The organism is Methanothermobacter sp. KEPCO-1, assembly GCF_008033705.1.
GTDB classification, from domain to species: Archaea; Methanobacteriota; Methanobacteria; order Methanobacteriales; family Methanothermobacteraceae; genus Methanothermobacter; species Methanothermobacter marburgensis.
Genome location: NZ_CP042937.1, coordinates 1,492,579 through 1,519,239, shown reverse-complemented (window position 1 = coordinate 1,519,239; position 26,661 = coordinate 1,492,579). Strand labels below are relative to the sequence as shown.

Annotated in this window: 33 protein-coding genes and 1 pseudogene; 14 read left to right on the top strand and 20 right to left on the bottom strand. The window is 48.7% G+C overall.

From position 1 onward, the window contains the following. Positions 1 to 98 precede the first annotated feature (98 nt). The 15 genes from FVF72_RS08180 to FVF72_RS08110 form a co-directional block, all read right to left on the bottom strand. Positions 99 to 374 carry a DUF3194 domain-containing protein gene (locus FVF72_RS08180; RefSeq protein WP_147671821.1) on the bottom strand — a complete coding sequence of 92 codons (276 nt, stop codon included), beginning with the start codon at positions 372 to 374 and terminating at the stop codon, positions 99 to 101. Next, positions 375 to 740, bottom strand: a complete 366-nt coding sequence (locus FVF72_RS08175; RefSeq protein ID WP_147671820.1) for a prefoldin subunit beta — start codon at positions 738 to 740, stop codon at positions 375 to 377. A 23-nt stretch (positions 741 to 763) separates the two neighbouring features. Beyond that, a complete protein-coding gene (locus tag FVF72_RS08170; RefSeq protein ID WP_255503704.1) occupies positions 764 to 1,036 on the bottom strand; it encodes a KEOPS complex subunit Pcc1 in 273 nt (90 codons plus the stop codon). A 1-nt stretch (position 1,037) separates the two neighbouring features. After that, entirely contained in the window at positions 1,038 to 1,505 is a 468-nt protein-coding gene (locus FVF72_RS08165) for a Brix domain-containing protein (RefSeq protein WP_147671818.1), read from the bottom strand. Position 1,506: 1 nt separating this feature from the next. Then, positions 1,507 to 1,638, bottom strand: coding sequence for a DNA-directed RNA polymerase subunit P (locus FVF72_RS08160; RefSeq protein WP_048901205.1), 132 nt, complete (start codon positions 1,636 to 1,638; stop codon positions 1,507 to 1,509). 1 nt (position 1,639) lies between these two features. Then, positions 1,640 to 1,909, bottom strand: a complete 270-nt coding sequence (rpl37A, locus tag FVF72_RS08155; protein WP_010876320.1) for a 50S ribosomal protein L37Ae — start codon at positions 1,907 to 1,909, stop codon at positions 1,640 to 1,642. Between the two features lie 157 nt (positions 1,910 to 2,066). Beyond that, positions 2,067 to 2,882 (bottom strand): exosome complex protein Rrp42, encoded by an 816-nt coding sequence (rrp42, locus tag FVF72_RS08150; protein WP_147671817.1) that lies wholly within the window; start codon positions 2,880 to 2,882, stop codon positions 2,067 to 2,069. Then, positions 2,872 to 3,594 carry an exosome complex exonuclease Rrp41 gene (gene rrp41, locus FVF72_RS08145; protein WP_187239628.1) on the bottom strand — a complete coding sequence of 241 codons (723 nt, stop codon included), beginning with the start codon at positions 3,592 to 3,594 and terminating at the stop codon, positions 2,872 to 2,874. Before rrp41 ends, rrp42 begins: the two co-directional genes overlap by 11 nt. Beyond that, on the bottom strand, positions 3,591 to 4,454 hold the full coding sequence (rrp4, locus tag FVF72_RS08140) for an exosome complex RNA-binding protein Rrp4 (RefSeq protein WP_147671816.1): 864 nt from the start codon (positions 4,452 to 4,454) through the stop codon (positions 3,591 to 3,593). Before rrp4 ends, rrp41 begins: the two co-directional genes overlap by 4 nt. A gap of 44 nt (positions 4,455 to 4,498) precedes the next feature. Next, positions 4,499 to 5,197: a ribosome assembly factor SBDS gene (locus tag FVF72_RS08135; protein ID WP_147671815.1), complete on the bottom strand. Its 699-nt coding sequence runs from the start codon at positions 5,195 to 5,197 to the stop codon at positions 4,499 to 4,501. A 3-nt stretch (positions 5,198 to 5,200) separates the two neighbouring features. Beyond that, positions 5,201 to 5,947: an archaeal proteasome endopeptidase complex subunit alpha gene (gene psmA / locus FVF72_RS08130; RefSeq protein ID WP_013295890.1), complete on the bottom strand. Its 747-nt coding sequence runs from the start codon at positions 5,945 to 5,947 to the stop codon at positions 5,201 to 5,203. Positions 5,948 to 6,010: 63 nt separating this feature from the next. Continuing rightward, on the bottom strand, positions 6,011 to 6,385 hold the full coding sequence (gene rnp2 / locus FVF72_RS08125) for a ribonuclease P protein component 2 (RefSeq protein ID WP_147672031.1): 375 nt from the start codon (positions 6,383 to 6,385) through the stop codon (positions 6,011 to 6,013). A gap of 84 nt (positions 6,386 to 6,469) precedes the next feature. Next, positions 6,470 to 7,357: a ribonuclease P protein component 3 gene (rnp3, locus tag FVF72_RS08120; RefSeq protein WP_147671814.1), complete on the bottom strand. Its 888-nt coding sequence runs from the start codon at positions 7,355 to 7,357 to the stop codon at positions 6,470 to 6,472. Between the two features lie 72 nt (positions 7,358 to 7,429). Then, positions 7,430 to 7,837, bottom strand: coding sequence for an RNA-binding protein (locus FVF72_RS08115; RefSeq protein WP_147671813.1), 408 nt, complete (start codon positions 7,835 to 7,837; stop codon positions 7,430 to 7,432). 29 nt (positions 7,838 to 7,866) lie between these two features. Continuing rightward, the gene (locus tag FVF72_RS08110; protein ID WP_013295894.1) at positions 7,867 to 8,412 is read right to left on the bottom strand and encodes a 50S ribosomal protein L15e; all 546 of its coding nucleotides are present in this window, start codon (positions 8,410 to 8,412) and stop codon (positions 7,867 to 7,869) included. A 464-nt stretch (positions 8,413 to 8,876) separates the two neighbouring features. Between FVF72_RS08110 and FVF72_RS08105 the strand changes: the two are divergent. Together FVF72_RS08105 and FVF72_RS08095 are read left to right on the top strand one after the other, a co-directional pair. Further along, positions 8,877 to 10,054, top strand: a pseudogene (locus FVF72_RS08105) (nitrous oxide reductase family maturation protein NosD); the annotation flags it as partial. A gap of 159 nt (positions 10,055 to 10,213) precedes the next feature. Next, on the top strand, positions 10,214 to 10,816 hold the full coding sequence (locus FVF72_RS08095; protein ID WP_255503702.1) for an Ig-like domain-containing protein: 603 nt from the start codon (positions 10,214 to 10,216) through the stop codon (positions 10,814 to 10,816). A gap of 121 nt (positions 10,817 to 10,937) precedes the next feature. Here FVF72_RS08095 and FVF72_RS08090 read toward each other — a convergent pair whose 3' ends face one another. The 3 genes from FVF72_RS08090 to FVF72_RS08080 all read right to left on the bottom strand — a co-directional run bounded on the left by FVF72_RS08090 (position 10,938) and on the right by FVF72_RS08080 (position 12,745). Next, a complete protein-coding gene (locus tag FVF72_RS08090) occupies positions 10,938 to 11,261 on the bottom strand; it encodes a carboxymuconolactone decarboxylase family protein (RefSeq protein WP_013295896.1) in 324 nt (107 codons plus the stop codon). A 77-nt stretch (positions 11,262 to 11,338) separates the two neighbouring features. Then, positions 11,339 to 12,319 (bottom strand): SPFH domain-containing protein, encoded by a 981-nt coding sequence (locus FVF72_RS08085; protein WP_013295897.1) that lies wholly within the window; start codon positions 12,317 to 12,319, stop codon positions 11,339 to 11,341. A 3-nt stretch (positions 12,320 to 12,322) separates the two neighbouring features. Then, positions 12,323 to 12,745, bottom strand: coding sequence for an NfeD family protein (locus FVF72_RS08080; RefSeq protein WP_147671810.1), 423 nt, complete (start codon positions 12,743 to 12,745; stop codon positions 12,323 to 12,325). Between the two features lie 225 nt (positions 12,746 to 12,970). On the opposite strand from FVF72_RS08080, the gene FVF72_RS08075 reads away from it, so the two are divergent. From FVF72_RS08075 to afpA, 4 genes are all read left to right on the top strand, one after another. Next, the gene (locus FVF72_RS08075; RefSeq protein ID WP_147671809.1) at positions 12,971 to 13,372 is read left to right on the top strand and encodes a hypothetical protein; all 402 of its coding nucleotides are present in this window, start codon (positions 12,971 to 12,973) and stop codon (positions 13,370 to 13,372) included. 70 nt (positions 13,373 to 13,442) lie between these two features. Next, positions 13,443 to 14,555: an ABC transporter permease gene (locus FVF72_RS08070; RefSeq protein WP_147671808.1), complete on the top strand. Its 1,113-nt coding sequence runs from the start codon at positions 13,443 to 13,445 to the stop codon at positions 14,553 to 14,555. An 8-nt stretch (positions 14,556 to 14,563) separates the two neighbouring features. Further along, entirely contained in the window at positions 14,564 to 15,214 is a 651-nt protein-coding gene (locus FVF72_RS08065; RefSeq protein ID WP_147671807.1) for an ABC transporter ATP-binding protein, read from the top strand. Positions 15,215 to 15,825: 611 nt separating this feature from the next. Next, positions 15,826 to 16,398, top strand: coding sequence for an archaeoflavoprotein AfpA (gene afpA / locus FVF72_RS08060; RefSeq protein WP_147671806.1), 573 nt, complete (start codon positions 15,826 to 15,828; stop codon positions 16,396 to 16,398). 27 nt (positions 16,399 to 16,425) lie between these two features. On the opposite strand, the gene FVF72_RS08055 is transcribed toward afpA, so the two are convergent. Beyond that, on the bottom strand, positions 16,426 to 16,752 hold the full coding sequence (locus FVF72_RS08055; protein WP_147671805.1) for a hypothetical protein: 327 nt from the start codon (positions 16,750 to 16,752) through the stop codon (positions 16,426 to 16,428). A 73-nt stretch (positions 16,753 to 16,825) separates the two neighbouring features. Then, positions 16,826 to 17,308: an adenosine-specific kinase gene (locus FVF72_RS08050; protein ID WP_147672030.1), complete on the bottom strand. Its 483-nt coding sequence runs from the start codon at positions 17,306 to 17,308 to the stop codon at positions 16,826 to 16,828. A 134-nt stretch (positions 17,309 to 17,442) separates the two neighbouring features. Here FVF72_RS08050 and FVF72_RS08045 point away from each other — a divergent pair, with 134 nt between their 5' ends. The 8 genes from FVF72_RS08045 to trxB all read left to right on the top strand — a co-directional run bounded on the left by FVF72_RS08045 (position 17,443) and on the right by trxB (position 26,651). Continuing rightward, the gene (locus FVF72_RS08045) at positions 17,443 to 17,991 is read left to right on the top strand and encodes a helix-turn-helix domain-containing protein (RefSeq protein WP_147671804.1); all 549 of its coding nucleotides are present in this window, start codon (positions 17,443 to 17,445) and stop codon (positions 17,989 to 17,991) included. A 10-nt stretch (positions 17,992 to 18,001) separates the two neighbouring features. After that, positions 18,002 to 19,681, top strand: coding sequence for an AMP-binding protein (locus FVF72_RS08040; protein ID WP_147671803.1), 1,680 nt, complete (start codon positions 18,002 to 18,004; stop codon positions 19,679 to 19,681). Continuing rightward, the gene (vorC, locus tag FVF72_RS08035; RefSeq protein ID WP_013295907.1) at positions 19,678 to 19,917 is read left to right on the top strand and encodes a 3-methyl-2-oxobutanoate dehydrogenase subunit VorC; all 240 of its coding nucleotides are present in this window, start codon (positions 19,678 to 19,680) and stop codon (positions 19,915 to 19,917) included. The genes FVF72_RS08040 and vorC overlap by 4 nt, the downstream gene beginning before the upstream one ends. Next, on the top strand, positions 19,898 to 20,956 hold the full coding sequence (vorB, locus tag FVF72_RS08030) for a 3-methyl-2-oxobutanoate dehydrogenase subunit VorB (RefSeq protein ID WP_147671802.1): 1,059 nt from the start codon (positions 19,898 to 19,900) through the stop codon (positions 20,954 to 20,956). Before vorC ends, vorB begins: the two co-directional genes overlap by 20 nt. Further along, a complete protein-coding gene (locus FVF72_RS08025; RefSeq protein ID WP_147671801.1) occupies positions 20,949 to 22,385 on the top strand; it encodes a 2-oxoacid:acceptor oxidoreductase family protein in 1,437 nt (478 codons plus the stop codon). Before vorB ends, FVF72_RS08025 begins: the two co-directional genes overlap by 8 nt. Next, positions 22,385 to 23,692, top strand: coding sequence for a Glu-tRNA(Gln) amidotransferase subunit GatD (gene gatD / locus FVF72_RS08020; protein ID WP_147671800.1), 1,308 nt, complete (start codon positions 22,385 to 22,387; stop codon positions 23,690 to 23,692). Before FVF72_RS08025 ends, gatD begins: the two co-directional genes overlap by 1 nt. Positions 23,693 to 23,696: 4 nt before the next feature. Further along, positions 23,697 to 25,556 (top strand): Glu-tRNA(Gln) amidotransferase subunit GatE, encoded by a 1,860-nt coding sequence (gene gatE, locus FVF72_RS08015; protein ID WP_147671799.1) that lies wholly within the window; start codon positions 23,697 to 23,699, stop codon positions 25,554 to 25,556. 186 nt (positions 25,557 to 25,742) lie between these two features. After that, positions 25,743 to 26,651, top strand: coding sequence for a thioredoxin-disulfide reductase (gene trxB / locus FVF72_RS08010; RefSeq protein ID WP_013295913.1), 909 nt, complete (start codon positions 25,743 to 25,745; stop codon positions 26,649 to 26,651). Positions 26,652 to 26,661 lie beyond the last annotated feature (10 nt).

Here is a 26,661-nt window from a genome sequence, read left to right as displayed (position 1 = left end):
AAATACTTTTTGAAATAAAATTATTACTTATATTTAAATGATCCAGATCTCAGTATTAATTAATCAGCCTAAATAATTATGAAAAGCCCGTAGTCTAATCATTCCCTGTACCCTTCAAGGAATGACTCCAGTGCCTCGTAAGCAGCGTCCACTGCCTCGTCAACAATTCGGGGGTCTACATCTGAGAGTTCGTCGAGATGAAGCTCAGCGGTGATATCAACATCCAGCCTGTCGGTGTATTCAGCACTCACCGTTATCTCAATATCAACTATCTCCTTTGATGAGACCCTTTCAAGTATAAAATCAGAAATGGTGTTATAAAGGAAACTGGATATCTCATCCAGATCCCTGTCACTGAGTTTTTTAAGGCTCAATTAGTTACCCATCCCTGGATTGATCCCGGCGCCCTTCATGGCTTCCTGGATGTTAACCTGCATCTCCTGCAGCTTTTTCATCACACGTTCTTCCTGTCGCTGGATGGTTTTCTCCCTTAACTGGAGAGTTTCAAGTTTTTCCTCAAGTTCAGCTGTGATTTCACCCTTATCTACCTTTATAAGGATGTTTCCTGAACTCTTAAATACCTCAGCGTCATCTGCAGCCTTTGAGAGTTCATCAAGGGCCTTCTGTGTTTCATTGATCTGCATTTCAACCGTCTGTTTCTGCACAGATATTGCCTGTGCCTGCTGCTGCAGCTGCTGGAACTGGGCCAGCTGGTGCTGTACATTCTGTGGAAGTTCCATACTATCACCTTTCATTAATTCAATCATGAATCCTGTTTATCTGGAGGAATGAGTTCCATCATATCCATTGAGAGCCTCACCCAGCGGAGCGATGAGTTTAGGGCTGCCCTGAATGATGCCGGGTCCCGGGCACTGATTTTTATTGTTATCCTGTCATCCTCAAGGTCCACTGAAACTGAAGACCTTCCAGATGGAGAATCCATGAACTCTGGCTTAACTGCCCTGTAAACCACTGAAGCGGATTCAGGGTTTCCCGTGGATATGTCAATGAATCCCTGAATTCTCTTAAGACCCACATCACTCACCGGCCTTAAAGTCCCTTATCAGCAGTTTGAACCCTGCAGGCTCGCCAGTGGCATCAAAAAGCTCCATAACCCACGGGTAATCATCACCCTCCCTGAGTTCCCAGACGCTCCCGGATGCCTCGGGATCAACCTCAAGACCCATGAGCCTGCAGATACCTTTAAGCTCAGGGGGGCATGATCTTATCCCTGCAGCAGGAGAATCCCGCTCTGATCCCCTGATGTCAAAGGATGGGTTGAAAAGGATGTATCCCCTCTCGTCCCCCCTATCACCAAGGAACGTTATCCTGGAGGGGTTTCCGTGTCTTTCAGATACAAGAGCCACGGGTCCGGATGCCTCGATGAGCACGTCCCTGATACTCATCTTGCCCCTGTTGACATACCTCCAGCCCATTATCCTGGAGAGCCTCTGGGAAAACGACCTTGTTCGCTGGGAGGGCTTCCTGGATGTTGTAAGAAGCATCCTACCGTGCCCTTATGGTCCTCTTAACAGGAGGCACCTCCTTGAAGAGGATCCTGTACCTGCACCTCGGGCACTTATTCTCCATGTACTTCTTGGGGTCGATCAGGGTTCCGCACTGGGCGCAGCGGTACAATCTACTTACCTCCAACTATCCTCTTGATGTTACGGGCTGCTGTCTTACCCATCGGGGTCACAGGCAGGTACGCGCCGCCTGTGAATACAGCGCCACACTTTCTGCACTTCCATATGCCCCTGCTCTCCCTTTTAACACCTGGCCTGTCACAGCTGGGGCATACGTGCTTCCTCTTCATCTCTTCTTCAATCTTCTTGACAGCTCTTTTAGCTTTACGACCGTAACGTGGACCGAAACGTCCTGTAATACCAACTTTCTTTGTTCTTGCCATTTTATCACTCCAGTAAATATGATGTTATAGGTATTGTAAGGCGAGTATTTAAGATTTGGGGAGCCACCAGAATATGGTGACCTCCGATTCCTCCCAACCATAACTCCTCATGAGCAGAGCCACTGGAATATGGTGACCTCTGATTCCTCCAGGGGATTCATGGTGCCATTGACTTATCAAGGTACTCAATGAGCTGTGGCACCTTCTCCCTTGCAATGGAAACTGCCCTCAGGACATCATCCCTTGTGAGGGCCCCCTCACCACCCTTCTGCATGGCGCATATGGAGCCATCCTCTGTCACCCCTATGGACAGCCTTGCGGTGAGTATGTCCTCCTCCTCAAGGCAGGGGTCCAGTATTATCTCATCACCAATCTTTGCAAAGGTGCACATGAGTGCCTTTCTGTTGATGGGGAGTGGCTGCATGTTTTCCCTGTCAACCAGGACCTCACCATCCTCAACCTCCGCTTTGGGTATCCTTGTATCCAGGAGCGCTGCCACAGTTGCAAGTACCGCGGCATCAAAGAGGTTGCCATCGTAGTCGATTATGTGGAGGTCCAGGAAGAGCATCCAGACCTTGCTGCCCTCTATTATACAGAGTTTTTCAAGGTCTATCATCTGACTTTCCCTTATGCAGCGGTCAACAACCCTTGAGAGTTCAACCGAACGCTCATCGGGGGGTCCCGGCTCAAAGGTTGGTGATGCCATGGGTAGTAGTTCAGAGTTTGTGAGTATCACTCCCATCTCAGGGGTGTCAGGGAATGGTTCGCCTATCTGCGGCTTGACACCAACTATTATCTGTGTGTTGCCGAGTTTGACCCTTGAGGAACCCTCAGCCTTGGATATCACCCCTGTTTCAATGGATATGTCCCTGAACTCATGGAGTGACCTTCCATCAATTCTCTCCTTGTTATTTATAAGGTCTGTTATGCTTTTTCTTGTAATTTCAGGTATTATATCCATTTTATTCACCATACCTCTTTCTGAGGGCCTCTTTCTGAACCTCATGTATTCTGAGACAACCCTCCACTGCCAGGTCAAGGGCCCTTTCAAATTCATCCTCTGACAGGTTTCCATCGCTCTGGAGAAGTGTGATCTCACGCGTCCTTGGTAGGATTGCAACCGGTACATCTGCCTGTCCGGCCTTGTCCTCCTCCTCAGAGAGGTCAAGGACGACCTGGTCGTTAACCTTACCTGCGGCGCAGGCGACAACCATGTCCCTCATGGGTATCCCGGCATCTGCAAGGGCCACGGATGCTGCTGTGATACCCGCACACCTTGTACCGCCCTCTGCCTCAAGAACCTCTATGAAGACGTCTATGACGGACCTTGGAAACTTTTCAAGTATCAGTGCAGGCCTAAGGGCCTCTGCGGTTATCTTGGAAATCTCAACAGAGCGCCTGTCGGGACCCGGCCTCTTTCTCTCCTCAACAGAGAATGGTGCCATGTTGTACCTGCACCTTATAACTGCCCTGTCAGGTCGCTGCAGCTTCCTTATCTGTGCCTCTCTTGGCCCGTAAACAGCTACAAGTATCTTGTTACCTCCAAATTCAAGGTAGGATGAACCGTCAGCCCTTTCAAGTATTCCGGCCTCAATTTTCAGGGGCCTGAGTTCATCAAATGCCCTTCCATCCTCCCTGATACTGGGGGAGGTTTTCAGCTGATCCTGTGTGATGATACCAATCACCTCGGTTCTTCGGAATTATTTTCATCCTTAACTTCTTCATGCCCTGATTCTTCGCCCTCGGATAATTCCTCTTCATCTTCTTCTAGGTCATCAGGGTTTTCTGTTTCTTCTTCCAGCTCTTCAGCATCCTCAACTGGGGCTTCTGCTTCAACCGCTTCAGACCCATCATCCTCATCCATTGTTGTGGGTTCCGTGCCTGTTAGTCTGTCCAGAAGTTCCCTTACGCGGTCTGTGAGTCCTGATGTGTGGGCCTCACGGTCTATCATCAATATAACCCTCTCGGCTATCCGCTCCATGTCGGGTTCGCCCTTTATCCAGACGACTCCATTCTGGCCCACAACGATATCACAGTGGGTCTTCTCCTTGACCATGTTTATCATGGATCCCCTTTTGCCTATGAGCCTTGGAACCTTTGTTGGTGTTATGTATACCAGAATTCCGTCCCTGAACTTTCCAAGCCCGCGGCCCTTAAGGCCCAGTTTAACCTTTTTGACCTCGTCCACATCAACTACCCTTAAAAGGAGCACGTCGCCTATGTCAAAGACGTTCTCAAGTTCCCTTTTCTCCTTGCCGAAAACCTCTGACGCCGGCAGGAGCCCGCTGTAGGGGGAGTTTATATCCAGGCCCCACATTGAGAACCTTATATCCGTGATCTCACCGATCACCACATCTCCCCTCTTGGGGATGTACTTGCTCTGAAGTGGTATCACATTTATCTTCTTATTTCTAACAGAAACAAGTCCAACAAATGATGAACATATTTTTTTACCCTCTTTGAAGGTCCCCCTGCCCGGGTAGTAATCATTTTCTGCCAGAACCTGACCTGGGACAACCAGGTCCTTTTCATTTACGAGTAACACATTATGCCTCCCTGTTTTTTGAAGGCGAAAAAGGAGATGAGGGTTTACTTGATAATCCTGGTCTCAACGTTACCGCCGGTGAGTTCATTGATTTTCTGGTAGAAACTATCCTGAAGACCCCCTGGTATCTCAACCACCGCTATCCATGACCCATCACTCTGCCATTCCTCATTCTTTATTTTCCCGAAATTGGATATCACACCGTAGGCTGGGCCGGCCCTGTCGCCTGGTATCTTTATGGCAACGGTGACCTTCTCGAATTTTATGGGTATCTTGGTCCTTATGGCCTTCAGGACAATGTTGACCTGCTCATCAACTGTTTTGAATGGATCAACGTGAACCCTTGCTTCCTCCATTGCCTTTTCAATCCTCTTTGGAGGGTGAGGAAGTCCGTTCTGGGGATTTATAGCTTCACATGCAATCTTACTGATGATTTTTTTGCGTTTATCCTCTATCATCTGTCTTCTCTGTTCTGCAGTGAGCTGTATTGTCCCCCTCTGAAGTATTATGGGTGTTACCTCAAGAGGATCCGCTGTTTCAAAGACCTTCCTCATGGCCTCCTCAGATGCCTTATCACCCTTTCTGGCGTCCCTGAAGACCTCCTGGACCGCCAGAACATCCTCAACACTGACCTCTGAATCCTCCCTCCGGAATTCAGCTGCAAGGTCAGGGTCCACTAGAACTTCGAATCGCTCGCCATGGGATTCGAGCCGGGCGATAACCGCATCTTCAAGGCTGACCATTTTTTACTCCTCTTCCTCCTTTTCCTTCCTGATCAGGAGTTCCTCAACATGGTCCCTGATCTCATCATCAGGAAGCCTTCTGTACTTCTTATCTGCGGCTTCTATAACAGCTATCTCAACACTTTCAGGTGTTGTTTTACCCTCTGTTGCCTCATAGACCGCATCGAGGGCCAGTTCTATTGCCTGGTTCAGGTTCATATCATCAGTGTATTTCTTCTCAAATTCCTCCATGGCCGCTGGCCTACCGGCCCCTATGGCTGTGGCCTTGTACTCTATGAGGGCCCCGCTGGGATCTGTTTCAAAGAGCCTGCAGCCCTTCCCGTTTACACCACCTATTATGAGGGCCGTTCCAAAGGGCCTGACACCTCCATGCTGGGTGTACATCTGTTTCATGTCACATATCTTCTTGGCAAGGCTTTCAACCCTTATGGGTTCATTGTAGGTTATCCTGTTTATCTGGGCCTCGAGTCTTGCCTTTTCAATTATGGCCCTTGCATCTGCCACCAGCCCAGATGTTGCGGCCCCTATGTGTTCATCTATCTGGAATATCTTTTCTATGGATTTTGGCTCAACCAGTTTACTTGTGGGCCTTTTGTCCACAACAAGAACTATTCCTTCCTTTGATTTTACTCCAAGAGAAGTGGTTCCTCTCTTAACTGCTTCCCTTGCATACTCCACCTGGAATAGCCTGCCATCCGGGCTGAATACCGTAATGGCCCTATCGTATCCTGCACTTTGAAGTGGTTGCATTTTTCTAACCTCTCTTTATTGATGGATAAATCTGGTAATCATGAAACATGTGATACAAATCAGTCAGTATTTATCTTTCTTGGAAGGTTTAATAAACTTTTGTGTTGCAGAGCGCACCGTCCCGGAGAGTCCCAGTATATGGAATACCACCCTTGCCCCGCTGTTGTGGTGTGCCGCTGTGAGGGCAGCCATGACCTTTCCCTCGTAACCCCTCTGGCACTGAAGCACACCCCTCATCCTTACTGCATCCGGGAAATCACATCGCCAGAGTTTCATGAGCCATAGACGGAAATTCGATGTCTCACATTCACCGTGGAGTTTGAGGCAGCTGTCCCATATCAGGGATACGATTTCATCCCTTGAAAGCTCCCTCTCAGATATCAGTTCAAAGGCGATGTACCTCTTTGGGTTCCTGAGGGTGGGGGGTAGTATCTTCATCCTCATGTCTTCACCGGGGTTCAGTCCTGTTCTTCGTCATCCACAAGCCTTTTCTTCCTATTCCAGTTCTTCCGTTGGCTGTTTTCAGTCCTCTTCCTCATCATCCACAAGCCTCACACCATCTGCAATCATAAGGGGGCGTTTGCGTGAGTATTCGATTATGGAGGATGGTGTTGATGATAGTGCCCTTCCGGCCTCCTGGGTACTCATGCCAAAGCACCCTGCCAGGTTCATGAGGTCACGGGGTGTGCGGAGGTCATATATTGATGATGCCCTGCTTGAGAGTAAGAGTGGAAAATCGAATTTTCTGTGGAGTTTAAGGATGTCCCTGAAGTACTCAAGAACCCTCGCCCTTACCTTGAGCCATGAGCCCATGATATCAGTGGTGACAAGTTCAACTGCAACCCTGTTCCTTGCAGCCTCCCTTGCGAGGACATGGTTCATGCCAGCGTCTCTCCTTGAGGAGTAGGGTGCAGAGAGGACATCCACCCGGGGGTTCTCACAGGCGGCGCGGTTCACCTTCAGGTCACCCCCTGAAACGTATACAACGTCGGCCTTCCTCCTGAAACGGTTAACCTTGCGCCTCATATCCTGGGGGTTCGAGGCGTTTATCATAACACCGGCTGCCACCTCAAGGCCACTGATTGCAGGGTTATCCCTCAGGAGTTCAATCTCTGGCTGGAGCCTGCTGTAGGTCTCATCGGAACAGACCAGGACAGCCCCCTGGTAACCAAGACGGGAAGCCTCAGCAAGAAGTCTCAGACTGAAATCATGGTCACCTGCCTGAATATGGAAGTCAAAGAATTTCATCTGCCTAGATGACCCACTTATTCGAGCATCCTCCTTGAAGTCAAAGAATTTCATCTGCCTAGATGACCCACTTATTCGAGCATCCTCCTTGAAGTCAAAGAATTTCATCTGCCTAGATGACCCACTTATTCGAGCATCCTCCTTGAAGTCAAAGAATTTCATCTGAACCCGCTGAAATCGGTTATTTGAGCATCCTAATGGAAGTTAAAGAATTCATCTGGCTGGATGACCCACTTATTCAAGTAATTTCCTTATATTCTCAGCTGCAACATCCCTCTTTGCAGGGTAGGCCTCCACCTTGATCTTGAGGTGTATTGCATCACCATGCCTTACAGGTTTCCAGATCCCCTCAAGGGCCTCCTGTTTATCCAGTCGGATGAACAGGTTACCGTTTTCATCGAACCTGCCCTCGAGTTCATCCATTCTGCCCCTGAAGACCTCAATGAATTTTTCCATGAATTCTCTGAGAGCCCTTCTGCGGTCCACCCTGCCCCTTAAAACTGTGATGGGGTTTCCATGGTAGCCCTCTGCCATTTCCCTTTCAGGTGCTGCGCCGGGTATTATGTTCCTGAGGGCCTCAAGGACCTTTCCCTCGTCCTCGGTACCGTAAACCATCAGGCGGTAGGAGATGTTGTGTATCATTTTCCTCTAAAAATTAATTAAGTGGGGCTTTACCTTACCTTTTCAGCCCCTTTACCCCTGTTTCGGAGGCCCCTGTTCTTCTTACCTTCACTTGTGAGGCCCCTGAACACACGTCCCCTGTGCTGCTTTTCACAGATCCAGTTTATTTTGGGGTCATTCTTTATTGCTGGGTGGTTTGGATCAACGAGGATGACCTCATAGAACTTGTATTTTCCGTCCTCCCAGACCCAGTAGGAGTTGAGGACCTCCATGTTGGGGTATTTCCTTGCAACCCTTTCCTCTGCGATCCTCTTTATGCTCTTTGCAGTTGTGATTTTCTTAACACCCATTCTTTTGGGTCTTCTACCTGCCTTGAACCTGGTTTTTCTCTGGCTACCGCGCCTCACACGTGTCCTCACGATTATGTATCCAGGTTTTGCCTTGTAACCAAGTGATCTTGCACGGTCTATTCTTGTTGGCCTTTCAATCCTTTTAATTACAGGGTCCCTTCTCCATTTTGGGGCCCTTTCCCACATAAGCTCCATTACATAGGAGTCCTTTGGATTTTTCCATGCGTCTTTAACATATTTGTACATTGTTTACACCTCTATTCTGTTCGGCTTTACGCCACATCCATGGGATCGTATCCCTTAAAAATAGCGGTTTATGTACTACTACATTTGATGTGGTCACTTAAAAAGTTTACTGTTGGTTCCATGAATAAATCTGTTTATGCACGATTTTAGTGTCATTAACCATTTGTGTATGTCTGAATTTAAGTCCATTAAGCTAGATTAAGCTGGAATTTGATATCCGGTAAACATGATGCAGATAATCCAAATCAGAAAATCATGATATCATCACATATCTTACCGGCTATTGATTTTAGTATAATCTATATCTAAATGGAGGTAGATATTAATATAATATTTGTTTCGGGGGGTTGAATGTGAAGTACGTCAAATTTTGCTCTTTGCTGGCTGTGGCTTTTTTGTTTGTTTTGTTTTTTTCTGGAACTTCAGCAGCTGTTTCACGGAATGAAAGAACTGGAAAAATTTATATGACCATCCAGGAGGCTATAGACGATAGTGAAGTTCAGGATACTATAGTGGTGGATGCTGGAACTTATGAAGAAAACATAGTTATAAACAGAGAAAATTTAACTCTGAAAGCAAACGGAACAGTAATAATAGATGGATGGCGTGACAGAGAACCTGTAATAAATATAACGGCCAATGGGTCAAAAATAAACGGTTTTACGCTGATCAATGGTACTCATGGAATATATTCATCTGCTGGCTGGTGTAACCTGACAAAGAACGTCATAAGACACAACGATATAGCAATCTGGCTAATGGACTCCGATAACAGCGTGATCCAGGAAAATGAAATAACTGATAATACTGGTGGAATAGTTCTAATATCATCAAACAGGAACATTATATCCAGAAATAATATAAGCAGTGAGGGATCCGGAATTTCTCTTGAATCCTCAGCTGAAAACACAATTTCCAGTAACATTATAAGAAACTGTCTCAACGGAATCGAAGCTGGGTTCTCACCTTCAAATGTAATCAGAGAAAACAGGATAGAGGACATAACAGAGAATGCTATTTGCCTTCTGACCTCACTCAACAGTGTCTTAAGGAGTAACTCCATCATCAACGCATCTAGAGCCATTAAAATTGGGGGAGGGGACAACTCAGTTGGCCATTTTATCCAGAACATAGATACCTCAAATACCATTGACGGTAAACCAGTCTATTATCTCACTGGAATCTCCAACAGGGTCTACAATGGAATCCAAATGGGCTACCTTGCACTTGTGGGCTGCAGGAATGTAACCATAAAAAACGTTGCCCTCTCAAAATGTGGTAATGGAATAATACTTGCAAATACAAACAGTTCAAGGATCGAAAACTGCAACATAAGCGATGATGACTATGGTATCTTCCTGTTGCAGTCCAGTAAAAACACCATTCAGAGTAACAGGGTACACATGGCCAGATATGATGGTATTTTTATACACTATTCCAGTAACAACACCATTCTGGGAAATAAAATAAGCTTTAGCGGCAATAGGGGCATACATGTCACGGGTTCATTCAATACAATCTATGGTAATCTTTTATTGAACAATTCAGTGGGATTACTTATATCAGTTACAGCAAGGGCAACAGGGTCTATGGAAACAGCTTCATAAACAATGGTATTCAGGCGGAAAATGAAGGTGGTTTAACCAATGTTTTCAATCTCACGCGGCCCACTGGAGGTAACTACTGGAGCGACTACACCGGGGAGGATAAAAATGGGGATAACTTCGGGGACACTCCCTACACCTTTAGCGGTGGAGCCGACAGCCTTCCGCTCATCAGAGATCCTCTGCAGAAACTTAAAGTGGTATCCATGGATCCGCCAAACGGTTCCATGAGCGTTTCAAGGACAAAAAGCCTTGTAATAACCTTCAGCTCCATTATCATAGCCGGAACTAAATATTACAGTATAACAGTCAGAAAATCTACAGGTGCTCTAAAATCAATCATCCAGAGTATAAGCGGCAACAGGCTCATCATAACACCCGTTGGAGGCTGGGATCCCGGTGTCAAGTTCACAGTCAGAATACCTGTGAATGCCATAGAAAATATTGCAGGAACCACCCTATCAGTGGACTTCACATCAAATTTCACGTCTGCCATTGCAGTAACAGCCATTGATCCCAGAAGTGGTGCAACAGGTGTTTCAAGGACCAAAGTAATTGTCATAACATTCAGTAACAGCATACTTGCCGGCCCCAGCTACAGATCAATAACTGTAAAAACATCTGCCGGCCGGCTGAAGCCCATCAGTAAGAGAATAAGTGGCAACAGGCTCTACATAAAACCAGTTGGAAGCTGGAGTGCCCGTACAAGGTACATCATCACTGTTCCAAGGACTGCAGTTAAGACCAGCACAGGTAACATGATGGCAGTAGATTTCAAATCAACATTCACAACAAGATAAATAAAAAAATACTTCTTTTCTATTTTTAAATTTTAAGAATATTTATCTAATTTTTGCAAAAGGTGATTTTCAAGAGCTGATTAATAAAAAACTGAATACCTTAATTTAAAAAAGAATTTAATCAGTCCCCAAGGACCTCATAAAGAATCCTCATTGCCTTCACAAAGGGTGGATTACCTGATGTGAGGAGAACAACACGGAGAACGTCAACAATCTCATCCCTTGTAACCCCAAATTCATTTATGGCACTCTGTATCTGCTTTTTAACCGCACGGTCATCTGAGTTTGCAGCTGTTATCCCGAGGGCTATGAGTTTCTGTGTCTTGTAGTCAAGAACCTTCCCTGTGTAGGCGGCCTCGTTGAGTTTAACAACTGCCTCGTAGATGTCAGGATAGTCCTCCTTCACATGGACCATGCCCTTTCCATAGAAAACATCCTCTTTCATACCTTACACCTCCCGAATCTTATTATGTTCAGCTTGATATTTATAACTAACACCAGCTAAAAATAAAAGGTGATTATTCACTGTTTTTCCTGAAATTCTGGGGATGCTGGTTTTTTCTCTGCTTCTGATGGCTCAGATTTTTTCGATGTTTTTTCAGATGCCCTTGAGGGGTCAGAGAGCATCTCTGAGATCCCTGCAATTGAACCCAGAATACCTGTGGCCTCCACAGGGAGAAGTATCTTTGTGGCCCTTCCATCGGCAACCTTCTCAAGGGCCTCAAGGTATTTGAGTGCTATTATATCATTCGTCGGGTCCCCCTCGTGCATTGCCCTGAAAACCGAGAGTATGGCCTTGGCCTGACCCTCTGCTATGGCTATCTCCCGGTACTTGTTGGCGTCTGCAACCTTCTTTATGGCCTCGGCCTTACCCTCTGCCTCAAGGATGGCTGCCTGTTTATCACCCTCAGCCCTCTTTATCTCTGACTGCTTGTAACCCTCTGCCTCGAGGATGGCCGCCCTCTTCATACGTTCGGCCTTCATCTGCTTTGACATGGCCTCAACTATGTCTCCGGGTGGTTCTATGCGCTGTATCTCCACACGGACAACCCTGGTACCCCACTTGTCTGTGGCCTCATCCAGGACCTCGCGGAGCTGGGTGTTTATCATCTCCCTTGATGTGAGGGTCTGGTCCAGTTCAAGGTCCCCTATTATGTTCCTGAGGTTTGTCTGGGCCAGCTTGGTTATGGCCTGGTAGAAGTCAACCACGTTGTAGACCGCATTGAAGGGGTCAACCACCTCATAGAATATGACGCAGTCCACAACAACGACTGTGTTGTCCTTGGTTATGACCTCCTGTGGTGGTACATCAACCACCTGCTCCCTCATGTCAACCTTCTTTATGGCCTCTATGAACGGGATTATAACAACGAGGCCGCTTTCGACTGTCCTCTGATATTTACCGAGCCTTTCAACAACACCCTTCTCGTAGGGTCTGAGTATTTTCAGGCTCTTGAATGCCAGTACAAGGAGTACAAGTACAATTATTATTTCAAGAAGCATCTTTCATTCCTCCAGTTTTTCAACAACGAGTTTAACTCCCTCAATTGCCTTAACCTTCACCATATCTCCCTCTTTAAGATCCATGTCTGACCTTGCCCTCCAGGTTTCACCGTCGATCTTCACAAGACCAGAGCTCCGGGGCGTGATTGCCTCAGTAACAGTTCCCTCTTTTCCTATGAGTCTATCTGCAACCGCTCTCTTTGATGGCTCCCCCGTTATGCGTGCTGCGAATTGTCTTGAAATAGCAAGGAGAATAACTGAAACAAGGACGAACGTAACAAACTGTACCGTTGTATCGAATCCGAGGTATCCAAGTGCCGCTGCTACCAGTGCCCCGACGGCGAACCAGAGAAGAAAGAATCCCGCGGTCAGCATTTCGCCTATGAGGCATATGGCAGCTATTATCACCCATGACTCAGGTCCCATGATCCCACCACCAGTTAATAATCTACTCCATGTTTATATTATTTACTGTTACCCAGTGTTATTCAACTATTAAATATTGTCACAGTCATGGATATAATCATTTATAATATAATATTTTGAAATTTATTATTACGTTTATCGGATTAATTGAAATTTTAATAATAATTTTTTATAAAAAAGTATTTATAGTGGTGTCCCATAATAAATTCAACGGAGGTGGAAATCGTGAGTGGCGAAGATGAACTGAAATTTCTTGTGCTGGGTTACAGGATCAGTGAAGGTAAAACCCAGAGGGAACTTGCAGATGAACTCGGTGCCCATGTGGACATTGTAATAGCAATGGAGAACGGCACCTACAGGCACCCCACAAGGAGGCTTCTTAACAGAATCCATGAACTCACCGGGGAATATGAGGTGAAAAGAAGGTACTTCATAAACATTGGAAAGGGTTACAGGTTGAGGGAAAGGCTTGGACCCCAGTTCAGGTACTTTATCCGTGGCCTTGATAAAATGAAGTACATAAGCCAGGAGGAACTTGAGAAGATGCCTGAGGCCGAATGTTACAGCACAATCGGAGCTGTGGACATGGACGCATTTGAGGTCCTTAAGGCCGGGAAAATGTCCTGAACCCCACAATTTTATTTTTTTAAGATTATGCCAGTCAGTATTATTAGGGCCCAGATCCATATACCTACACATGAGGTTCATAACACTCGTTCTGAAGAATCCATTCAGAAGCCGCGCAAGGAGTCTCCTTGCAATTACAGGTATCGCAATTGGAATCGCGACCATTGTAACCCTCGGCGTGATAACCGAGGGTCTGAAGACGTCAACAGAGAACACCCTCAAGGCGGGTGGAGCGGACTTCACGATTGTGGAGTCCAATGTTTCAGACATGTTCTTCAGCAAGATAGACGAGGAATACGTGAATGGGGTGCGGAATGTAAGCGGTGTTGAGGATGCCGTTGGGATACTGATGGCTGTACAGCCCCTTGACGAGAACCCCTACTTTGTACTGATAGGTATAGATCCTGCGAAGATAAACATGAGCCAGATAAAAATAACAGATGGGAGGACCCTCACGGATCCAGATGCAGATGAGGTCATAATCGGTAAGGTCGCCTCAGAGAACCATGGCAAGGGCGTTGGTGATACAATAAAGATAAAGAACCGCGATTACAGGATCGTAGGGATATTTGAATCAGGTGACATGCAGCAGGACTCAGGTGCATTTATATCACTCAAAAAGCTCCAGAAGATAGAGGATAAGGAGGGGAAGGTCACCATGATCTATGTTAAGATGACCCGGAATTCAAGGGTTGAGGACGTCACAGACCGCATCGAGAAACGTTACAGTGACCTCACGACCATAGCATCACTTGAGGACCTCCAGAGCGTTGATCAGGGCCTGCAGACCATCGACACTGCGACCTGGGCCATATCACTCCTGGCCATAATAATAGGTGGAATTGGGGTTATAAATACCATGATAATGTCCGTATTTGAGAGGACAAGGGAGATTGGAGTCCTGAAGGCCGTCGGCTGGAGGGACCGCAGGATTCTCATCATGATACTCGGAGAATCTGTGGTGCTGACAGTTATTGCGGGTATTGTGGGTTCAGTTCTTGGTGTTGCAGCCATACAGGTGCTCCTTGAACTTGGGATGAGGGGATTCATAGAACCCGTATACAGTCCAGAGATCTTCATCAGGGCCTTTGCAGTCGCCCTGAGCGTGGGTGTGCTCGGCGGACTTTACCCCGCCTACAGGGCATCAAGGCTCGCCCCCACAGAAGCTCTGAGGTACGAGTAGGTGGTTCCATGAAGGCGATAGAGGTAAGAAACCTTAAGAAGAGCTTTGATGGGGGTAAGATAAGGGCCCTTAATGGTGTTGACCTTGAAGTTGATATGGGTGAGTTCATCTCAATCATGGGGCCATCAGGTTCAGGTAAATCCACCCTCCTCAACATGATAGGCGCCCTTGATGTCCCTGATTCAGGTACTGTCAGGGTCGCTGGAAGGGATCTCTCAGAGGAGAAGGACCTGAGCCGTCTGAGGGCTGAGGAGATAGGCTTCGTGTTCCAGCTCCACAACCTCATACCCAGCCTTACAGCCCTTGAGAACGTTGAGATACCCATGTTTGCTGTGAAGCACGGCAACATGGAGGAGCGTGCAATGGGGCTCCTTGAACAGGTTGGCCTCAGGGATAAGGCTGACAGAAAACCCACTGAACTCTCTGGTGGTGAACGTCAGAGGGTTGCAATTGCCCGGGCCCTTGCCAATAACCCGTCAATAATCCTTGCAGATGAACCTACAGGGGCGCTTGACTCAAAGACAAGCAGAAATATACTCCAGATACTTCAGAAGCTCCAGGAGGAGGGTGTTACCCTTGTTGTTGTCACCCACGAGCCCCATGTGGCCGAGATGGCCTCAAGAACCATCAGTATCCTTGACGGTGTCATTGTAGACTGATGTCCCTGAAGGTAACCGTGAATAATCATAGGTGGCAGGTGCAGTAAATCATAGCACCCCGATGGGCCTCAGTTACCCTGTGACCGACATTAATCATCTTCACCACAGAAGTGAAGGCTCCGGTGTCCGGTGGTCTATGTTCTTTGAATTTGGGATACATAATACAGCCTTTCTGGAATGTTCCAGCCAGTACAACCCATACGCGGGATTACATAATACAGCCTTTCTGGAATGTTCCAGCCAGTACAACCCATGCGTCTCAAGTGAAATTGCAGATGTGTCTCTGTATAGAATCTGAAAGATCTGCAGATAAACAGGTCCACCATGCAACTAAAAAAGGAATGAGGGGATCCCCTGCGGGAGGTGTCATCAGGTTATGCTGGAGTGGTGCTCCAGAACATTTTTTGATAGGGAGGTGACAAACTGGTCCGGACACCACTTCCTGGGGGTCCTTAGAAGAATTTCAGTGCCTTCCCCTCCCGCATGTCGATATAATCTAAAATGAATACTAATATTTTTTCCAGAATTATTCCATGGTCCCGCCCAAATCATGCCATGTTCCAGATCTTTAAGCCCAAATTTGATTAATAAGTTCCAACATATTATGATTCATGACTGAAAAACTGACTGTTGCCTGGTGTATAACCGGGGCCGGGGAGAAACTGACTGAAACCTACGGAATAATGAAGGATATTAAAAAGATCTATGGGGACCGTATTAAAATCGACGTCTTCATATCCAAGGCAGGTGACCAGGTTGTCAAGTACTATGGCCTGTACAGGGACCTTGAGACCAGCTTCGACAGGAAGTGGGTTGAGATAAACGCCAATTCACCATTCCTTGCAGGTCAGGTCCAGCTTGGTAAGTATGACTTCATACTTGTGGCTCCCTGCACCTCCAACAGCACAGCCAAGATATCCCTGAGGATAGGGGATACCCTGGTTACAAATGCCGTTATAATGGCCCAGAAGGCATCTGTCCCTGTCTACATCATGCCATCGGATTACAGTGAGGGGAAGGTTATCACGACACTTCCCAACGGTAAAAAACTGGAACTCAAAATAACCAGGGAGGATGTTGAACACGTGAAGAGGATATCAGGGATGGATAAAACAGAGGTTTTCAGTGACCCCAGCAGGATCTACAAGATCTTTGAGGAGTGGACATACCCCAAGGACCAGTGACCTGGATAAAAAAAGGATTAAAATTAGTTACTCATGCAGTTCCTGGATGGTCACACCATAGGTGTAGACCGTCATTCCCTCCTCTTCAGTCTGACTGAAGGGTGCTGTCCCCTTGAAGTAGGCCTTAACCTCACCTGTATCTGCTATGTTCATTGTGAGAGGTTCCATATCGGTCATTGATTCAAAGAAGGCCATAGCAGCCTCTATGTCCCCCTTATCCGGACTTTCAAAGGTTATTGAGAGTGTACCTTTCTGTTTTTCCTTCATCCGGACCCTGTTCTGGTTTATTTCCAGGACATTTTCATCCTTATTCTTGTTTCCGCTCTCCTTAACAAAAACCACTGTATCTGACATTTAAACAACCCCCATATTATTATTGGGCCTGCTGTTTAATATATTTTGACCCCTCCCCGATTATGTGACCCCACTAAAACTTGTATCCGATAATGCGGAGGAACCTCTTTCTCTCAGCGATATCCTCTTCATCCTCTATACCCTCAGGTCTGCTGCCATCTATGACCCCCAGAATTCCCCTTCCCTGCTCTGTCTCTGCAACGATGACCTCAACAGGGTTTGCGGTGGCGCAGTAGATGTTAACAACCTCCGGGACGTCCTTTATCCGCTGAAGTACGTTTATGGGGAAGGCGTCCCTGAGGAACACTATGAACGAGTGTCCGGCTCCAATTTCAAGCATGGTCTCTGCTGCAAGTTCCTCCAGTTCCTCATCATTTCCGGCATGCCTCACAAGGCAGTCCCCGGATGCCTCGGCAAATGCCACCCCAAATTTTGCCTGGGGAACCGTGTTCACCACGGCCTCATATATGTCCTCAACAGTCTTTATGAAGTGACTCTGCCCGAGTATCAGGTTCAGGTCCTCCTGGGGCTCTATTCTGACCGTCTTTATCTCCATGAAAAGACCTCCTTTCAATATATTTTTATTATGTGTAACTTAAATCATTAAAGGAGGAGAAATGTATTTAAGGCAGAAGACATTTATCATTAATAATCATTATTATTTTTTTCTGGCACTGATGAGGTGTAACCATGAAAGAGAAAAGTAAGGAGATTGGTTCCCGTGTAAGGGAACTGAGGGAACTCTCAGAAATCACGGAAGATGAAATGGCCAGTTACCTGAACATTGACGTGGATACCTACCGCCGCTATGAGACCGGAGAGGAGGACATCCCGGCAAGCATACTCTTTGAGATAGCCCACAAGATGGGCGTTGACATGGGACTTCTGCTCACAGGTGAGGAGACAAGGATGCACATCTTCACAGTCACCCGCAGGGGCAAGGGGGTGGAGGTTGAGAGGAGGAAACAGTACCGCTACGAGAACCTGGCAGAGAAGTTCATACACAAGAAGGCCGAACCATTCATAGTTACAGTGGAGCCCCGGGACGAAAAACCGAAGACCAACAGCCACCCCGGACAGGAATTCAACTACGTCCTTGAGGGGCGCATAAGGTTCTACATACACGACAATGAGATAATACTGAATGAGGGTGACTCCATATTCTTTGACTCATCCTATGAACATGCCATGGAGGCCCTGGACGGTAAAAGGGCCAGGTTCCTTGCAATAATAATGTAGAGGTGTGCCAATGACTGCTCTCATACATGAATTCGTTAACCGTGTTGAATTTGACTCCTACGAGGATTTCCGTGATAATTTCCAGATAAAGATACCTGAAAACTTCAACTTTGCATACGACGTGGTTGACCGCTACGCAGAGATTGAACCCGACAAGACAGCCATCGTCTGGTGCAATGACAGTGGAGATGAAAGGAGGGTAACCTTCGGTGAACTCAAGGAACTATCAGACAGGGCGGCCAGCTTCTTCAGCAGGGAGGGTATAGAGAAGGGTGACACTGTCATGCTGACCCTCAAGGCAAGGTACGACTTCTGGTACTCCCTCCTTGGACTTCACAAGATAGGCGCCATTGCAATACCAGCCACACACATGCTCAAGGAGAAGGACATCGTCTACCGTATAGGGGAAGCCAACATAAAGATGGTTGTCTGCATAGCAGAGGACGGTGTGCCTGATGTATTCGACCGCGCCATTGATGAACTGGGGGCCGACATAAAAAGGGTCATCGTCGGTGACGTGGAAAGGGAAGGCTGGATAAACCTCAGGGAGGAACTCAGAAACATTCAGGGGGAGTTTCAGGCCCCTGAAGACCGCCCCGGAGGAGAGGATACACTGCTTGTGTACTTCTCATCAGGTACAACCGGGATGCCCAAGATGATAGAACACGACCACACCTACCCCCTCGGCCACATAATAACCGCAAAGTACTGGCAGAACGTCAGGGAGGACGGTCTCCACTACACTGTCGCAGACACAGGCTGGGCCAAGGCCATGTGGGGACAGATCTATGGACAGTGGATAGCTGGAAGCGCCGTCTTTGTCTACGACTACGACCGCTTTGACCCGGAGAAGATGCTTGAGAAGCTTGAAAAGTATGACATAACAACCTTCTGCGCCCCCCCAACCATCTACAGGTTCCTCATAAAGGAGGACCTCTCACGCTACGACCTATCAGGCATAGAATATGCGGTGACAGCAGGGGAACCCCTCAACCCCGAGGTCTTTGAGAGGTTCAAGGAGCACACAGGCCTTGAGCTCATGGAGGGCTTCGGCCAGACAGAGTGTGTTGTGTGCATAGCAAACTTCCCATGGATGAAACCAAAGCCGGGTTCAATGGGCAAACCATCACCGGGCTACCATGTTGAACTTGTGGACAGGAACGGTGAACCCGTGGATGTTGGTGAAGAGGGTGAGATAGTTATTAAAACAGAGGATGGTAAACCGATAGGGCTCTTCAACGGCTACTACAGAAACCCCGATAAGACATCAGAGGTATGGCACGACGGTTACTACCACACAGGGGACACAGCCTGGATGGATGAGGATGGATACATGTGGTTTGTCGGGAGAACCGACGACATAATAAAGAGTTCAGGTTACCGTATAGGACCCTTTGAGGTTGAAAGCGCCATCATATCCCACCCATCGGTCCTTGAATGTGCAGTTACAGGATACCCCGACCCAATAAGGGGACAGGTTGTCAAGGCAACCGTGGTGCTTGCAAGGGGATATGAACCATCAGAGGAACTGAAGAAGGAGATACAGGACCATGTGAAAAGGGTGACCGCGCCCTACAAGTACCCCCGGATAGTTGAATTTGTTGATGAACTGCCCAAGACCATAAGCGGTAAGATAAGGCGTGTTGAGATCAGAGAACATGACCTTGAAGGAGACGGTGAAAACCAATGAAGAAGGCCTACCCGGTAATAAACAGGGTCGAATGCAAGGCATGTGAGCGGTGTATAATCGCATGCCCCCGGAAAGTGCTTTACATGAGCAATAAGATCAACGAGAGAGGTTACCACTACGTTGAGTACCGTGGCGAGGGATGCAACGGCTGCGGGAACTGCTACTACACCTGCCCCGAGATCAACGCAATAGAGGTCCACATAGAGAGGTGTGAAGATGGCGACACAGATGGTTAAGGGTAACACCGCCGTGATAATAGGGGCCATGTATGCTGGCTGTGACTGCTACTTCGGATACCCGATAACACCAGCAAGTGAGATACTCCACGAGGCCTCAAGGTACTTCCCCATGGTGGGGAGGAAGTTTGTGCAGGCAGAATCAGAGGAGGCAGCCATAAATATGGTCTACGGTGCAGCCGCAGCAGGCCACAGGGTCATGACAGCATCCTCAGGGCCAGGTATGAGCCTCAAACAGGAGGGAATATCCTTCCTTGCAGGTGCTGAGCTTCCTGCGGTCATCGTGGATGTCATGAGGGCCGGTCCTGGACTCGGGAACATCGGGCCGGAGCAGGCAGACTACAACCAGCTGGTGAAGGGCGGTGGACATGGAAACTACAGGAATATCGTCCTTGCACCCAACAGTGTACAGGAGATGTGCGACCTCACAATGGATGCCTTTGAACTGGCAGACAAATACAGGAACCCAGTTATAATACTTGCAGACGCCGTCCTGGGGCAGATGGCAGAACCCCTCCGCTTCCCTGAAAGGGCCGTGGAGCACAGGCCGGACACATCCTGGGCTGTATGCGGCAGCAGGGAAACCATGAAGAACCTCGTAACCTCCATATTCCTTGACTTCGATGAACTCGAGGAGTTCAACTTCTACCTCCAGGAGAAATACGCGGCGGTGGAGGAGAACGAGGTGAGATACGAGGAATACATGGTTGAGGATGCTGACATTGTACTCGTGGCGTATGGTATAAGCAGCAGGGTTGCGAAGAGCGCGGTTGACACAGCAAGGGCAGATGGCATAAATGTGGGACTTCTGAGGCCCATAACGCTATTCCCATTCCCATCAGAAAGAATCAGGGAACTTGCAGAGGGTGGCTGCACCTTCATATCGGTTGAGATGAGCAGCGGCCAGATGAGGGAGGATATAAAGATGGCCTCAGGCTGCAGGGATGTTGAACTCGTAAACAGGATGGGTGGAAACCTCATAGAACTGAGGGACATCCTCAGGAAAATCAGAGAAATCGCGGGGGAATCCAATGACTAAAAAGGTGATCAGGAAACCAGATTCACTCCACGAGGTATTCGAGAGGAAGGGTGGAAGCGCCCCCACAGCCACACACTACTGTGCAGGCTGCGGCCATGGAATACTCCACAAGCTCATAGGCGAGGCCATTGATGAACTGGGTATACAGGAGCGTTCAGTAATGATAAGCCCGGTTGGCTGTGCGGTTTTCGCCTACTACTACTTTGACTGCGGAAACGTCCAGGTGGCCCATGGAAGGGCCCCTGCAGTGGGGACAGGGATATCACGTGCAGAGGACGATGCCGTGGTCATACTCTACCAGGGTGACGGGGACCTTGCATCCATCGGCCTCAATGAGACGATACAGGCCGCAAACCGTGGTGAGAAAATGGCGGTCTTCTTTGTCAACAACACCGTCTACGGTATGACAGGCGGTCAGATGGCGCCAACAACCCTCATAGGTGAAGTGACAGTCACATGTCCCGGTGGGAGGGACCCCCGATATGCAGGTTACCCGCTACATATGTGTGAACTCCTCGACAACCTCCAGGCCCCGGTTTTCATAGAGAGGGTCTCCCTTGCAGACCCAAAAAGCATAAGGAAGGCCAAAAGAGCTGTTAAAAGAGCCCTTGAAATCCAGAGGGATGGGAAGGGCTACGCATTTGTTGAGGTACTATCACCATGTCCCACAAACCTCAGGCAGGACGCCGAGGGTGCTGAAAGGTTCCTGAAGGAGGAAATGGAAAGGGAATTCCCCGTGAAGAACTTCAGGGACCGCTCATCCGAGACAGAACCCCTCATAAGATCAGAGAGTGACTTCTCAAGGGAGAGCCTGGACCACATATTCCAGATAAAGGAGGACTCGGTGCCAGACCCTGTGGATGACCCGGAATTCCATGAGGTACGGGTGAAGATTGCAGGCTTTGGTGGCCAGGGAGTCCTCAGTATGGGGCTGACACTGGCACAGGCAGCCTGCAGTGAGGGAAGACACACATCATGGTACCCTGCCTATGGGCCCGAACAGAGGGGTGGTACATCAAGCTGCGGAGTAGTTATATCAGGTGAAAGGGTGGGCTCACCGGCGGTTGACACGCCAGATGTCCTCGTGGCCTTCAACCAGCCATCCCTAGATGAATTTGCAGGTGATGTCAGGGAGGGTGGTATTGTCCTCTACGACACTGCCACCGCAGATTTCAGTAAAAAAGAGAATCTCAGGGCCATAGGTGTGCCAGCCCTTGAAATAGCAAAGGAACACGGTACAGGGAGAGCTGCCAACACCGCCATGCTGGGTGTCATGATGGCCCTTGGAATCACCGGCCTCGATGAGGAATCCTTCAGGGAGGCAATAAGCTTCACCTTCTCTGGTAAGGATAAGATAATAGACATCAACCTTAAAATACTCGAGGCAGGGGAAGAGTGGGCCAGGAAGAACCTTGAGGGGGAATTTTAATGACATACCATGGATCAGCCAGGAAATTCCTTGAATCAGCCTCCATAGATGTGGGGGACACCGTTAGGGTGGAGAAACCCGATGTGACCTATGAGGGTATGGTGCTGGACCGTGCAGATGATGCAGATGACCGGCACATCGTCCTGAAACTCAAAAACGGATACAACATTGGGGTTGAAATAAGTGAAGCAAAAATAGAACTCATTGAGAGGGGTTCAGAACCAAAAATAGAGCTACCCCCGGTTGATGTGAGTGAGGACCCCAACCTGCCAGATGTGTCCATAATATCAACGGGAGGTACCGTTGCGTCAATAATAGACTACCGTACAGGGGCAGTGCACCCGGCCTTCACCGCAGACGACCTCCTCCGGGCCAACCCCGAACTCCTGGACATGGCAAACATAAGGGGTAAGGCCGTCCTGAACATCCTCAGTGAGAACATGAAACCCGAATACTGGGTTGAAACTGCAAGGGCCGTATACCGGGAGATAGATGATGGTGCAGATGGCGTTGTTGTCGCACATGGAACCGACACCATGCACTACACATCCGCCGCCCTGAGTTTCATGCTCAAAACTCCAGTCCCTATAGTTCTTACAGGCGCCCAGAGGAGTTCAGACAGGCCATCATCGGATGCAAGCCTCAACATACAGTGCTCGGTGAGGGCCGCCACCTCTGATATAGCTGAGGTCACGGTCTGCATGCATGCAACCATGGATGACCTCACCTGCCACCTCCACAGGGGCGTGAAGGTGAGGAAGATGCACACCTCAAGGAGGGACACCTTCAGGAGCATAAACGCCCTCCCCCTCGCAGAGGTAACACCAGGGGACATCAAAATACTTGACGCTGACTACAGGAAGAGGGGTTCAGCTGAACTGGAACTCCATGACAGAGTTGAGGAGAGGGTTGCCCTCATAAAGAGTTACCCTGGTATGTCTCCTGATATCATAGAATGGCACCTGGAGAGGGGCTACAAGGGACTGGTCATGGAGGGTACAGGTCTCGGGCACTGCCCCGACACACTGATACCGGTACTCAGGGAGGCCCATGATATGGGGGTCCCTGTTGCCATGACATCCCAGTGCCTAAACGGAAGGGTCAACATGAACGTCTACAGCACAGGAAGGAGGCTCCTCCAGGCGGGTGTCATACCCTGCGCAGATATGCTCCCGGAGGTCGCCTACGTCAAGATGTGCTGGGTCCTGGGACAGACATCTGAACCAGGAAGGGTGCGTGAAATGATGATGGATAACATTGCAGGGGAAATCAAGGATAGGACATCAATAGCATACTTCAGGGGTTGATCAGATGAACTGGGATGAGATAGGACTCAAAATGGGCCTCGAGATACACCAGCAGCTTGATACAGAGAGCAAACTCTTCTGCCCTTGCAGAACAGAACTTATCGATTCAGAACCTGACCACGACATAGTGAGGAACCTCAGGCCAACCCAGAGCGAACTCGGGAAATTTGACAGGGCAGCCTTTGAGGAGGCCATGAGGAAGCTCCACTTCCACTACGAGAACTACGATGATGGAACATGCCTGGTTGAGGCAGATGAGGAGCCACCCCACCCCCTCAACAGGGAGGCCCTTGAACTTGCAGTTACAATCGCACTCCTCCTCAACATGAGGGTTGTGGATGAATTCCACACCATGAGGAAGCAGGTCATCGATGGCAGCAACACCGGGGGCTTCCAGAGGACGGGCCTTGTTGCAACCGACGGCCACCTTGAAACACCACAGGGGACTGTTAAAATAGAGAACCTCTGCCTTGAGGAGGACGCCGCAAGGAGGATCAGGGAGACAGAGGATGGTGTTGTATTCAGACTGGACCGCCTGGGCATACCCCTCGTTGAGATAACCACAGACCCATCCATCAGTGACCCCCAGCAGCTCAGGGATGTCGCATACCAGATAGGCCAGGTGCTCAGGAGCACCCGTGTTAAGAGGGGCCTCGGGACCATAAGGCAGGACCTCAACATATCCATACGTGAGGGGGCCAGGGTCGAGGTGAAGGGTGTCCAGGACCTTGACCTCATCCCGGAGATAGTTGAGAGGGAGGTCATGAGGCAGCTGAAACTGGTTGAGATAAGAAACACCCTCAGGAAGAGGGGAGCCTCGGTTGATGGGGATCTGGTTGATGTCTCAGAGGTCTTCAGGGATACGGCCTCCAGGATAATATCCTCGGCAGAGTCAGTACTCGCTGTTAAACTGATGGGCTTCCATGGACTGATAGGAACTGAAATACAGCCCGGAAGACGTTTAGGTACAGAGATGGCTGACTATGCAAAGAAGAGGGGCGTTAAGGGGATATTCCACACCGATGAACTCCCTGCCTACGGTATAACCCCCGAGGAGGTTAAAGCCCTCAGGGATGCTGTTGATGCCTCAGAGGATGATGCGGTGGTCCTGGTGGCCCATGATAGGGAGACAGCAGAGAATGCCCTCAGGGAGGTCACTAAACGTGCCAGGATGGCCATTGATGGCGTTCCAGAGGAGACCCGGAAGGCCCTCCCCGACGGAAACACCCAGTACCTCAGGCCACTTCCAACCTCAAGCAGGATGTACCTTGAAACAGACATACCGCTCTTCAGCATAGAAGAGGAATTCATCGCCGGGATCCGGGAGAACCTCCCTGAGCTTCCATCAGAGAAGAGGGAGAGGCTCATGGGGGAGTATGGCCTCAGTGGGGACCTTGCATCCCAGCTTGTTAAGAGAAACCTTGTTGAGGAATTCGAGGCCCTCGCAGAGTTCAGGGTTGATGTGACCGTGATAGCATCACTCCTCGCCTACACCCTCAGGGAGCTTGGAAGGGAGGGCCATGATATGGACGTTATTGGCATTGATGAACTCAGAGACGCCATAAGACTCCTTGAGGAGGGTAAGGTGTCAAAGGATGCCCTCAGGGACATAGTTGCCTGCATGGCCGATGATGGTGTAACAGCAGGTGAGGCTGCAGAGAAACTGGACCTCCTGCTCCTCACAGAGGATGAGGTTGAGGCTGTGATAGATGAGATCATTGAGCTTAACCATGAAATGATCCAGGAGAGGGGTATGGGTGCAATGGGACCCCTGATGGGTCAGGCCATGGGTAGGCTGCGTGGTAGAGCCGATGGTAAGATTGTAAACAGGATACTGAACTCAAAAATCCGGGAAAGACTCTAGAAACCTCATTTTACATTTTTAGTTCACAAAAATATATTACCTTTTTCAATGCAAACTTAAATCCAGCTTAGTCCCCTTAAACAACCTCATAATCACAATATACCATTAATTTTTTTAATGTAGATAGGTCATTTACTTAAATCTTTATCTCAATCAAAAACCAAGATAAAACCTGAAGGTGGTATGATGACTGATTACGACATAATAGTTATAGGGGCTGGCCCCGCAGGACTAACAGCAGGTATCTACGGTGGAAGGCAGGGAAGTCGTGTTCTCATGCTGGATAAGGGCCCTGCAGGTGGACTGGGCCTTGAGGTCCCCATGATGGAGAATTACCCTGGATTTGAAATGATAGCCGGGATGAGCCTTGTCACCAAAATGAAGAAACAGGCCACGAAGGTGGCTGAGCTCAGGGAAATGGAGGAAGTGAAGGAGATAGAGAAGGATGACGTGTTCACAGTCAGGACCTCAAGGGACACCTACACGGCCTCCGCACTGATCTTTGCAACAGGAAGCAGGCACAGGCAGCTGGGTGTGCCAGGCGAGAACGAACTCCTTGGAAGGGGTGTGTGTTACTGTGCAACCTGTGACGGCCCACTCTACAGGGGCAGGAAGGTCCTCATGGTTGGTGGAGGAAACAGCGCAGCCCAGGAGGCAGTGTTCCTCAAAAACATAGGGTGTGACGTCAGCATAGTCCACAGGAGGGATGAACTGAGGGCCGACAGGTACCTTCAGGAAAAGCTGAAGGAAATGAACATCCCTGTGATATGGAACTCTGTTGTAACCGAGATAAGGGGTGATGATAGGGTTGAGGAGGTCATGATACACAACCGTGTAACAGGTGAGGATGAGGCCCTGAAGGTTGATGGGATATTCATATCCATAGGTGAAGAGCCCCTCAATCAGCTCGCAGTTGAACTGGGTGTTGAGGTGGATGATGGCGGCTACATCATAACAGATAAAAGGCAGAGGACAAACATCCCCCTTGTATACGCGGCGGGGGATATCACCGGGGGCCTGAACCAGTGGGTAACAGCATGTGCAGAGGGGGCAATTGCAGCAACCTATGCCTACAGTGAAATACAGAGACTCTGAAGGGATTCTC

Coding starts and splice junctions, on each gene's coding strand:
- FVF72_RS08090 (WP_013295896.1), bottom strand. CDS start 11,261: ATGAAAGAGGATGTTTTCTATGGAAAGGGCATGGTCCATGTGAAGGAG.
- FVF72_RS08135 (WP_147671815.1), bottom strand. CDS start 5,197: ATGGTCAGCCTTGAAGATGCGGTTATCGCCCGGCTCGAATCCCATGGC.
- gatD (WP_147671800.1), top strand. CDS start 22,385: ATGACATACCATGGATCAGCCAGGAAATTCCTTGAATCAGCCTCCATA.
- vorC (WP_013295907.1), top strand. CDS start 19,678: ATGAAGAAGGCCTACCCGGTAATAAACAGGGTCGAATGCAAGGCATGT.
- rrp42 (WP_147671817.1), bottom strand. CDS start 2,882: ATGGTGAATAAAATGGATATAATACCTGAAATTACAAGAAAAAGCATA.
- FVF72_RS08025 (WP_147671801.1), top strand. CDS start 20,949: ATGACTAAAAAGGTGATCAGGAAACCAGATTCACTCCACGAGGTATTC.
- vorB (WP_147671802.1), top strand. CDS start 19,898: ATGGCGACACAGATGGTTAAGGGTAACACCGCCGTGATAATAGGGGCC.
- FVF72_RS08055 (WP_147671805.1), bottom strand. CDS start 16,752: ATGTCAGATACAGTGGTTTTTGTTAAGGAGAGCGGAAACAAGAATAAG.
- FVF72_RS08110 (WP_013295894.1), bottom strand. CDS start 8,412: ATGTACAAATATGTTAAAGACGCATGGAAAAATCCAAAGGACTCCTAT.
- FVF72_RS08085 (WP_013295897.1), bottom strand. CDS start 12,319: ATGCTTCTTGAAATAATAATTGTACTTGTACTCCTTGTACTGGCATTC.
- FVF72_RS08165 (WP_147671818.1), bottom strand. CDS start 1,505: ATGCTTCTTACAACATCCAGGAAGCCCTCCCAGCGAACAAGGTCGTTT.
- FVF72_RS08115 (WP_147671813.1), bottom strand. CDS start 7,837: ATGATACACAACATCTCCTACCGCCTGATGGTTTACGGTACCGAGGAC.
- FVF72_RS08050 (WP_147672030.1), bottom strand. CDS start 17,308: ATGGAGATAAAGACGGTCAGAATAGAGCCCCAGGAGGACCTGAACCTG.
- FVF72_RS08045 (WP_147671804.1), top strand. CDS start 17,443: ATGAAAGAGAAAAGTAAGGAGATTGGTTCCCGTGTAAGGGAACTGAGG.
- FVF72_RS08175 (WP_147671820.1), bottom strand. CDS start 740: ATGGAACTTCCACAGAATGTACAGCACCAGCTGGCCCAGTTCCAGCAG.
- rnp2 (WP_147672031.1), bottom strand. CDS start 6,385: ATGAAGATACTACCCCCCACCCTCAGGAACCCAAAGAGGTACATCGCC.
- FVF72_RS08070 (WP_147671808.1), top strand. CDS start 13,443: ATGAGGTTCATAACACTCGTTCTGAAGAATCCATTCAGAAGCCGCGCA.
- rpl37A (WP_010876320.1), bottom strand. CDS start 1,909: ATGGCAAGAACAAAGAAAGTTGGTATTACAGGACGTTTCGGTCCACGT.
- trxB (WP_013295913.1), top strand. CDS start 25,743: ATGACTGATTACGACATAATAGTTATAGGGGCTGGCCCCGCAGGACTA.
- afpA (WP_147671806.1), top strand. CDS start 15,826: ATGACTGAAAAACTGACTGTTGCCTGGTGTATAACCGGGGCCGGGGAG.
- FVF72_RS08065 (WP_147671807.1), top strand. CDS start 14,564: ATGAAGGCGATAGAGGTAAGAAACCTTAAGAAGAGCTTTGATGGGGGT.
- FVF72_RS08040 (WP_147671803.1), top strand. CDS start 18,002: ATGACTGCTCTCATACATGAATTCGTTAACCGTGTTGAATTTGACTCC.
- FVF72_RS08080 (WP_147671810.1), bottom strand. CDS start 12,745: ATGGGACCTGAGTCATGGGTGATAATAGCTGCCATATGCCTCATAGGC.
- rnp3 (WP_147671814.1), bottom strand. CDS start 7,357: ATGAAATTCTTTGACTTCAAGGAGGATGCTCGAATAAGTGGGTCATCT.
- gatE (WP_147671799.1), top strand. CDS start 23,697: ATGAACTGGGATGAGATAGGACTCAAAATGGGCCTCGAGATACACCAG.
- psmA (WP_013295890.1), bottom strand. CDS start 5,947: ATGCAACCACTTCAAAGTGCAGGATACGATAGGGCCATTACGGTATTC.